The organism is Oligoflexus sp., assembly GCF_035638955.1.
GTDB lineage: Bacteria > Bdellovibrionota_B > Oligoflexia > Oligoflexales > Oligoflexaceae > Oligoflexus.
Window position 1 is genome coordinate 164,444 of record NZ_DASQYZ010000221.1, and the last position, 7,330, is coordinate 171,773.

7 protein-coding genes are annotated in these 7,330 nt (G+C 55.2%); 4 read left to right on the forward strand and 3 right to left on the reverse strand.

Annotated elements, in window-relative coordinates:
* Positions 1 to 3 precede the first annotated feature (3 nt).
* The gene (locus tag VE954_RS20905; RefSeq protein ID WP_324956372.1) at positions 4 to 1,608 is read right to left on the reverse strand and encodes a carboxyl transferase domain-containing protein; all 1,605 of its coding nucleotides are present in this window, start codon (positions 1,606 to 1,608) and stop codon (positions 4 to 6) included.
* A 13-nt stretch (positions 1,609 to 1,621) separates the two neighbouring features.
* The gene (locus VE954_RS20910) at positions 1,622 to 2,302 is read right to left on the reverse strand and encodes a 3'-5' exonuclease (RefSeq protein ID WP_324956374.1); all 681 of its coding nucleotides are present in this window, start codon (positions 2,300 to 2,302) and stop codon (positions 1,622 to 1,624) included.
* A 194-nt stretch (positions 2,303 to 2,496) separates the two neighbouring features.
* Here VE954_RS20910 and VE954_RS20915 point away from each other — a divergent pair, with 194 nt between their 5' ends.
* Genes VE954_RS20915 through VE954_RS20930 form a run of 4 tightly spaced genes read left to right on the forward strand, consistent with a single transcriptional unit; the run spans position 2,497 to position 6,482 of the window.
* Positions 2,497 to 3,510 (forward strand): amino acid ABC transporter substrate-binding protein, encoded by a 1,014-nt coding sequence (locus VE954_RS20915; RefSeq protein WP_324956375.1) that lies wholly within the window; start codon positions 2,497 to 2,499, stop codon positions 3,508 to 3,510.
* A 35-nt stretch (positions 3,511 to 3,545) separates the two neighbouring features.
* Complete coding sequence (locus VE954_RS20920) at positions 3,546 to 4,688, forward strand: ABC transporter permease subunit (protein WP_324956377.1); 1,143 nt, start codon at positions 3,546 to 3,548, stop codon at positions 4,686 to 4,688.
* Between the two features lie 4 nt (positions 4,689 to 4,692).
* Complete coding sequence (locus VE954_RS20925; RefSeq protein WP_324956378.1) at positions 4,693 to 5,739, forward strand: amino acid ABC transporter permease; 1,047 nt, start codon at positions 4,693 to 4,695, stop codon at positions 5,737 to 5,739.
* A 14-nt stretch (positions 5,740 to 5,753) separates the two neighbouring features.
* Positions 5,754 to 6,482: an amino acid ABC transporter ATP-binding protein gene (locus VE954_RS20930; protein WP_324956380.1), complete on the forward strand. Its 729-nt coding sequence runs from the start codon at positions 5,754 to 5,756 to the stop codon at positions 6,480 to 6,482.
* A gap of 46 nt (positions 6,483 to 6,528) precedes the next feature.
* Here VE954_RS20930 and VE954_RS20935 read toward each other — a convergent pair.
* On the reverse strand, positions 6,529 to 7,330 hold an 802-nt coding region (locus VE954_RS20935), incomplete at its 5' end, for a chemotaxis protein CheB (RefSeq protein WP_324956382.1).

The following is a 7,330-nucleotide window of genomic DNA, read 5'->3' on the forward strand; positions in this document are numbered from 1 at the left end:
GCTTTACATGCGGAAGACGCCGTTAACCGTCTTCTCCCAGTTGTGGTGCAGCGTGCTGGCCAAAGCCATGGCCAGAACCTGCCGGGTTTTGCGCGGGTCAATCACACCATCATCCCAAAGCCGGGCGCTGGAATAATAGGCGGAGCTCTCGCGCTCATATTTTTTCAAAATCGGTTCGCGAATGGCGGCCAGATCCTCCGGTGACAGCGACTTGCCCTGTTTGGCCAACTGCTGAACCTTGACCGTAGCCAGAACATCGGCGGCCTGCTCGCCACCCATGACCGAGATGCGGGCATTCGGCCACATAAAGAGATAGCGTGGTTCATAGGCACGACCACACATCCCGTAGTTGCCAGCCCCAAAACTGCCACCGACCACACAGGTCACTTTGGGAACATTGGCATTGGCCACTGCATGCACGAGTTTCGCGCCGTCCTTGGCAATGCCACCGTGTTCGTATTTTTTACCAACGATAAAGCCGGTGATGTTCTGCAGGAACAGGAGCGGTATACGTTCCTGCGTGCAGAGTTCAATAAAGTGCGTGCCCTTCAGAGCGCTTTCGGAAAAGAGCACACCATTATTGGCAATGATGCCAACCGGAATGCCGCAGATATGGGCAAAACCCGTGATCAGGGTCGTCCCATAGTTGGGTTTGAATTCGAAGAGGCGCGAACCATCGACGACGCGAGCGATGACTTCCCGAATATCATAGGCTTTGCGCGCATCCATGGGCACCACGCCGAGCATTTCCTCGGGATCATAGTGCGGCTCTTCAGGTGTTTCGAGTTTAACGGGGGAACTAGCGGTTTTGCCGAGATACTTTACGATTTGACGCACGATTTGCAGCGCGTGATCATCATTTTCCGCCATGTGATCGGCCACACCGCTGACGGAGGTGTGAACCTTGGCGCCGCCCAATTCTTCGGCCGTGACTTCTTCACCGGTTGCAGCTTTGACTAAAGGCGGGCCGGCGAGGAAAATGGTTCCCGTCCCTTTTACGATGACGCTTTGATCGGACATCGCCGGGATATAAGCCCCGCCTGCCGTACAAAAACCGTGCACGGAACTGATCTGCTGAATGCCGAGGCTGCTCATGCGCGCCTGATTATAAAAGATACGGCCGAAGTCGTCCTTATCGGGAAAGACTTCATCCTGCATCGGCAAAAATGCGCCACCCGAATCCACTAGATAGATACAGGGCAGATGATTCTGCGCGGCGATTTCCTGGGCCCGCAGATGTTTTTTTACGGTAATCGGAAAATACGTCCCGCCTTTGACCGACGCATCGTTCGCGACGATCATACAGGGCCGACCCTGAATCATGCCGATGCCGGTGACAATGCCGCCCGATGGAACGGGTGAATCATAAAGTTCATGACCCGCCAGTGACGAGAGTTCCAAAAATTCGGAGCCGGGATCGACCAGCTTTTGAATGCGTTCACGGGCCGGTAATTTACCCTGTTTTCGCAGGCCTTCGATGACCTGCGTGCCGCCGCCGAGCTGGACTTCTTCCAGGCGGGCGTTCAATTCCTGCGTCAGCTTCTGATGATAAGCTGTGTTCGCCTGGAATTGTTCACTGTTCCGATCGACCTTGGATGAGATGCGCATAGACCCCCACGTATCACGCGACTTGGAAGGCGGAAAAATCCTTCCATTGCTGCAGTCCGGCCCCCTCGCCGAGCAGCAGAGATTGCAGCACAGCGCCGGTCACCTCGCAGTCACCGATGGACCGGTGACGGGCCGCGAAGCTGAGGCCATAGTGCTGTGCCAAACTATCAAGATTTTTGGATTCCAGATCCGGCAGCAGCTGCCGGGCTAGTTTCAATGTACAGAAACACGACCACTCAATCTGATACCCGAGTCGATGGCAGGCATTCTTAAGAAAGGCCATATCGAACTCGGCATTGTGGGCCACCAGAAGCGACCGATCAATAAACTGGAGAAAAGAGGGCAGCACATCTTCAATGGATGGCTGATTTTCGAGCATCTCGCTCGTGATCCCGGTGATGCGACTGGCCACCTCGGGCAGTGGAATATCGGGTTTGATCAGCGTGGAAAAATCAGCGACACGTTGCCCGTTTTGATATTTAATGGCCCCCACCTCGATGATGCGGTCACGCAGTGAGTCCAGGCCGGTGGTTTCAAAGTCGAAGATGACCAGGGTCGAATCCCGAACCAGGCAATCACCGGCGAGATGATGGCGAAGGACCTTTTGCAGGAACAACTGGCTATGGCTTTGGCCGTCCTCTTCATCCGCGGGAAAGAGGATGTCGTAGAACATGGAGTTTTGTAATTGTGTCATGCTCGAAACCTGCTCCCTGTCAGCTCGTATGGGCACTTTCAGGCCGGAAAAAATGTCACTCGAACTTAACCGATATAGCCCTGAGGGGCAAGGCCCGCTGGAAATGCCGGCCTTAGCTCATGGTTTGCCTGGGGCGGGGCTTGTGTTATAAGACTGCAACTTAATGAAACGGAATACGACAAGGAGGATAGTGAATGAAATCCTTTTGGCCCAGTATATGCGGACTCTCGGTTCTAATGTACAGCAGCTGGCTGCATGCGGACACGTTGGATGAGGTCAGGAAACGCGGCTTTCTCAAGTGTGGCGTGAGCCAGGGACTGGCAGGCTTTTCCAGTCCTGACAAAGCCGGCCAGTGGCGTGGCATCGACGTCGATTTTTGTCGTGGCGTGGCCGCGGCGACCCTGGGCGACGCGAACAAGGTGAAGTACACTTCGCTTTCCGCCAAGGAACGTTTCACGGCCCTGCAGTCGGGCGAAATTGACCTTTTATCGCGCAACACCTCGTGGACCATTGTGCGGGATAGTTCCCTGGCAGTGGATTTTCCTGGCGTGCTTTATTATGACGGCCAAGGATTCATGGCCCCGAAAAAATTGAATCTGAAAGGTCTTAAGGAACTGAACGGGGCCACGGTCTGTGTCAATCTGGGAACCACCACGGAACTCAATCTTGCTGACTATTTCCGTTCGCAGAAGATGACCTATAAGCTGGTGGCTTTTGAGAAGAATGATGAGGTCGTCGCCGCTTACGATGCGGGTCGTTGTGATGTGATGAGTTCCGATCAGTCGGGTCTGTACGCAGATCGCACACGCATGAAAAAACCCGAGGATCATGTGATCCTGCCTGAAATTATTTCCAAGGAACCCCTGGGACCTGGGGTTCGTCACGGCGACAACCGATGGGCCGACATTGTCCGCTGGACTCTCTATGCCATGATCGAGGCCGAGGAACTGAAGCTGACAGCTGCCACGATCGAACAGCAAAAAGCCAATACCAATCCCGCAGTGCGCCGCCTCATGGGGCTTGAAGGTGATATCGGCAAGAACCTGGGATTGAAGCCCGATTGGGCTTTGCAAGTGATCAAGCAGGTGGGCAGTTACCAGGAAATATTCGAGCGCAACCTTGGCAAGGATACGCCGTTGAAAATTGCGCGCGGACAGAATGCCCTTTGGCGTGATGGTGGTCTGCAGTACTCCATGCCCTTCCGCTGATCGGTCGCTGCATGGCTCAAGTCGCTGCAAAAAAAATGCGTTGGCGTAGCCTGCTTTTGCAGGCTTTGGCCCTGGTGGTGGTCGCAGGTCTGATCGGCATCCTCATTCGCAATACGGCCCTGAACCTGGAGGCGCGGGGAATCGCGTCCGGTTTTGGCTTTCTCAGCCAGCCGGCTGGGTTTGATCTGGCCTTTCATCTTTTACCTTATGATCAGACGACGACCTTTGGTCAGGTCTTTATCATCGCCCTCTTGAATACGCTGCTCGTCTCCCTGATCGGTGTTGTGATGGCCACGATCATCGGATTGATCGTGGCTCTGGCCCGACTGTCGTCCAACCCCATCATTCGCCTTCTCGGTACGACTTATGTGGAGACGCTGCGCAATATCCCGCTGCTGCTCCAGCTGTTTTTTTGGTATTTCGCCGTACTGCGGAACCTGCCTGGGCCGCGGGACAGTCTGGAGTTTTTTGGTTTTGCGTATTTGAATAATCGCGGCCTCTCAATTCCTTTCCCGGTGGAGCCTGTCGCGGCAGTTTATATTGCATTGGCTCTGGTGGTCGGCCTTGCCCTGGGGCACTTCGCCCGTCAGGCTGCGGATCGGCAGCGGGTGGAACGGGGACGTTTTCCTGCCTGGTATCCGGTGCCTTATGCCCTGCCATTGCTTTTTCCTCTCGTGACTTTGCTGTTCCTTGGCCAAAGCTGGGACATCAGCTGGCCTGAGCTCCAGGGATTTAATTTCAGTGGGGGTCTGCAGCTGATTCCCGAATTCGTTTCGCTGGTGGTGGCGCTCAGTCTTTACACAGCGGCCTTTGTCGCCGAAATCGTAAGAGCCGGGATTCTGTCCGTTCAAAAGGGACAAATGGAAGCGGCGCAGGCCCTTGGGTTATCGCGATGGAACAGCATGCGCTTGATCATCCTGCCTCAGGCTTTGCGGGTTATCCTGCCGCCTTTGACATCGCAGTACCTGAACCTTGTTAAAAATTCCTCGCTCGCCGCGGCGATTGCTTTCCCGGACCTTGTGCTGGTGTTCTCCGGAACTGCCATCAATATCACCGGTCAGGCTGTGGAAATCATGGCGATGGTGATGCTGGTGTATCTGGTTTTAAGCCTGAGCATCAGTGCGGTCATGAATCGTTATCAAAGAAAAACTTTGCATTATTTGGGTCAGAGGAGTTGAACGCATGGCGACCTCGCTTACGGCATGGTCCCGTTTTGCCAAAAAATCGCCGCTGCAGCTCCTGATCACAGGTCTTCTCGTGCTTGGCCTCATCTATCTTGCGTGGCCGGTCTTCGACTGGCTGTTTTTCAAAGCGCAATTTACCGGCAATGATCGGAGCGCGTGCACCGGCGAAGGCGCGTGCTGGCTGTTTGTACGGGAACGCTTTGATCAGTTTATCTTTGGATTCTATGAGAAGAGTGAGCGTTGGCGACCGATGGTGGTGACGGGGCTTTGGCTGCTGGGATTTGTACCGCTTCGGTGGACCAGGTTCCCCGCACGGAAATTGATTATACCGATTCTGCTGGTGCTCTTGCCTGTGAGCAGCTGGTTTATTTTGCAAGGCGGGTTCTGGGGTTTGCCCCTGGTCGAAACCTCGCGTTGGGGTGGGCTGATGCTCACGCTCTTGATTTCGGCCATTGGTATTTCGCTCTCGTTGCCACTCGGCATTCTGCTGGCCTTGGGGCGCCGCTCGTCGTTGCCCCTTTTGCGCCTGCTGACCGTTACGTTTATTGAACTCTGGCGCGGTGTCCCACTCATCACGGTGCTTTTCATGGCTTCGGTCATGCTGCCTTTCCTTTTGCCTCCGGGCGTTGAGTTTGACAAGCTGCTCCGTTGCCTTGTCGGAGTTGTCCTCTTCACCAGCGCTTACATGGCTGAAGTTGTGCGCGCCGGGCTGCAGGCCGTTCCGAAAGGCCAGCATGAAGCCGCATCCGCGCTTGGTTTTGGTTACTGGCAGAGTACGGCCCTGGTGGTCCTGCCGCAGGCGCTGCGACTGGTCATCCCCGGGATCGTGAACACCTTTATCAGTTTATTCAAAGATACGAGCCTCGTGTTGATCATCGGTATGTTTGATCTGCTCGGGATGGTTCAGGCGGCCAGCACGGATCCGGAATGGATGGGCTTTGCGATGGAAGGCTATGTGTTTGCCGGCCTGGTGTTTTGGCTGTTCTGCTTTTCCATGTCGCGGACCAGTATGCGACTCGAAAAACGCCTGGAGCAGGCTCGTTAAAGGAGACAGGATCGATGCTGCAGTTGAATGCTGTTCATAAATGGTTTGGTGATTTTCATGCCCTCAAGGGCGTCAACCTTCAGGTCAAGGCCGGTGAAAAGCTGGTGATCTGCGGACCCTCGGGTTCAGGCAAATCCACTTTGATCCGGTGTATCAACCGCCTCGAAGCACATGACCAAGGGGAAATTACCGTCGATGGCATTCGCCTGGATGATGCGCCGAAGTCCATTGAAAGCGTGCGGCGCCAGGTGGGAATGGTATTTCAGCAGTTTAATTTATTCCCGCACCTCACGGTCCTTGAAAATCTTTCGCTGGCACCGATCTGGGTCCAAGGTCGCCCGAAAAAGGAAATCGACGCTCAAGCGATGGAGTATCTGCACCGGGTCAAGATTCCGGATCAGGCGCATAAATATCCTTCGCAGTTGTCAGGCGGGCAGCAGCAGCGCGTGGCCATCGCCCGGGCGCTGTGTATGAATCCTCGTATCATGCTGTTTGATGAGCCCACGTCGGCACTGGATCCTGAGATGATCAAGGAAGTGCTTGATGTGATGGTGGAACTGGCCGGCAGCGGTATGACCATGGTGTGCGTGACCCATGAGATGGGCTTTGCCCGCCAGGTGGCGGACCGGGTTATCTTTATGGATCAGGGCGAGATCATCGAAGAGGGTGCGCCGCAGGAATTTTTCACGCATCCGAAATCGGAACGCACGCGGGCTTTTATCGCTCAGGTTTTGCATCACTGAGACAGGGGCGGGTCCTTAGCCCTGTTCCAGCTGCTGAAGAAGATCGTTAGCCCTGTTCCAGCTGCTGAAGAAGAGTAGGCGCAATTTTATTGAGTGACACCACATACTGCGCGGCCCCCTGATCAATGGCGGCTTTCGGCATCCCAAACACGATCGAGCTCGCTTCATCCTGGACGATGGTTTTTGCCCCGGCCTCACGCATGGCCAGAAGACCAGCCGCTCCGTCTTTGCCCATTCCTGTCAGGATAAGGCCAATTGCAGCGGATCCACAATGTTCCGCCACCGACTTGAGCAAGAAGTCGGCGGCCGGCCGTACACCATGAAGAGGGGGCGCCTGGTGCAGACGTACGACGTGTTCACCGCCCTTCCTGATGACTTCCATATGAAAATCTCCTGGGGCGAGCAAGGCGACCCCAGGCTGAATCTTATCCCCATCTTCCGCTTCCTTCACGTGCATGCGGCAAATATGATTCAGGCTGGAGGCAAACGCCTGCGTGAAAAAGCGTGGCATATGCTGCACGATGACAATGCCGGGCATGCCTCGCGGCAACTCACTCAGGACCTGCTTCAGCGCTTCGGTGCCGCCCGTGGACGCTGCGAAGGCAATGATCTGCTGAGAAATCTTGAGCCCATCATTCACGGGCGCCGTCTTTCCCTCGCGAAGGACCTGGGCTGGCAAAGCAAGTTTGGCGATCGACACGACTTTTATTCGCTCGACGAGTTCGGTACAGAAGTCCTGCATAGCCTCAACCGATGACATTTGAGGTTTGCCGATGACCCCGATAGCTCCTGCAGAAAATGCCCGGAGCGCATTGGCGGAACCAGGATCGGTGCTGCTGCTAATTACG

What these genes read in the sequence shown, in the direction of transcription:
- VE954_RS20905 (WP_324956372.1), bottom strand. Translation starts at nt 1,608, where the DNA reads ATGCGCATCTCATCCAAGGTCGATCGGAACAGTGAACAATTCCAGGCG.
- VE954_RS20910 (WP_324956374.1), bottom strand. Translation starts at nt 2,302, where the DNA reads ATGACACAATTACAAAACTCCATGTTCTACGACATCCTCTTTCCCGCG.
- VE954_RS20915 (WP_324956375.1), top strand. Translation starts at nt 2,497, where the DNA reads ATGAAATCCTTTTGGCCCAGTATATGCGGACTCTCGGTTCTAATGTAC.
- VE954_RS20920 (WP_324956377.1), top strand. Translation starts at nt 3,546, where the DNA reads ATGCGTTGGCGTAGCCTGCTTTTGCAGGCTTTGGCCCTGGTGGTGGTC.
- VE954_RS20925 (WP_324956378.1), top strand. Translation starts at nt 4,693, where the DNA reads ATGGCGACCTCGCTTACGGCATGGTCCCGTTTTGCCAAAAAATCGCCG.
- VE954_RS20930 (WP_324956380.1), top strand. Translation starts at nt 5,754, where the DNA reads ATGCTGCAGTTGAATGCTGTTCATAAATGGTTTGGTGATTTTCATGCC.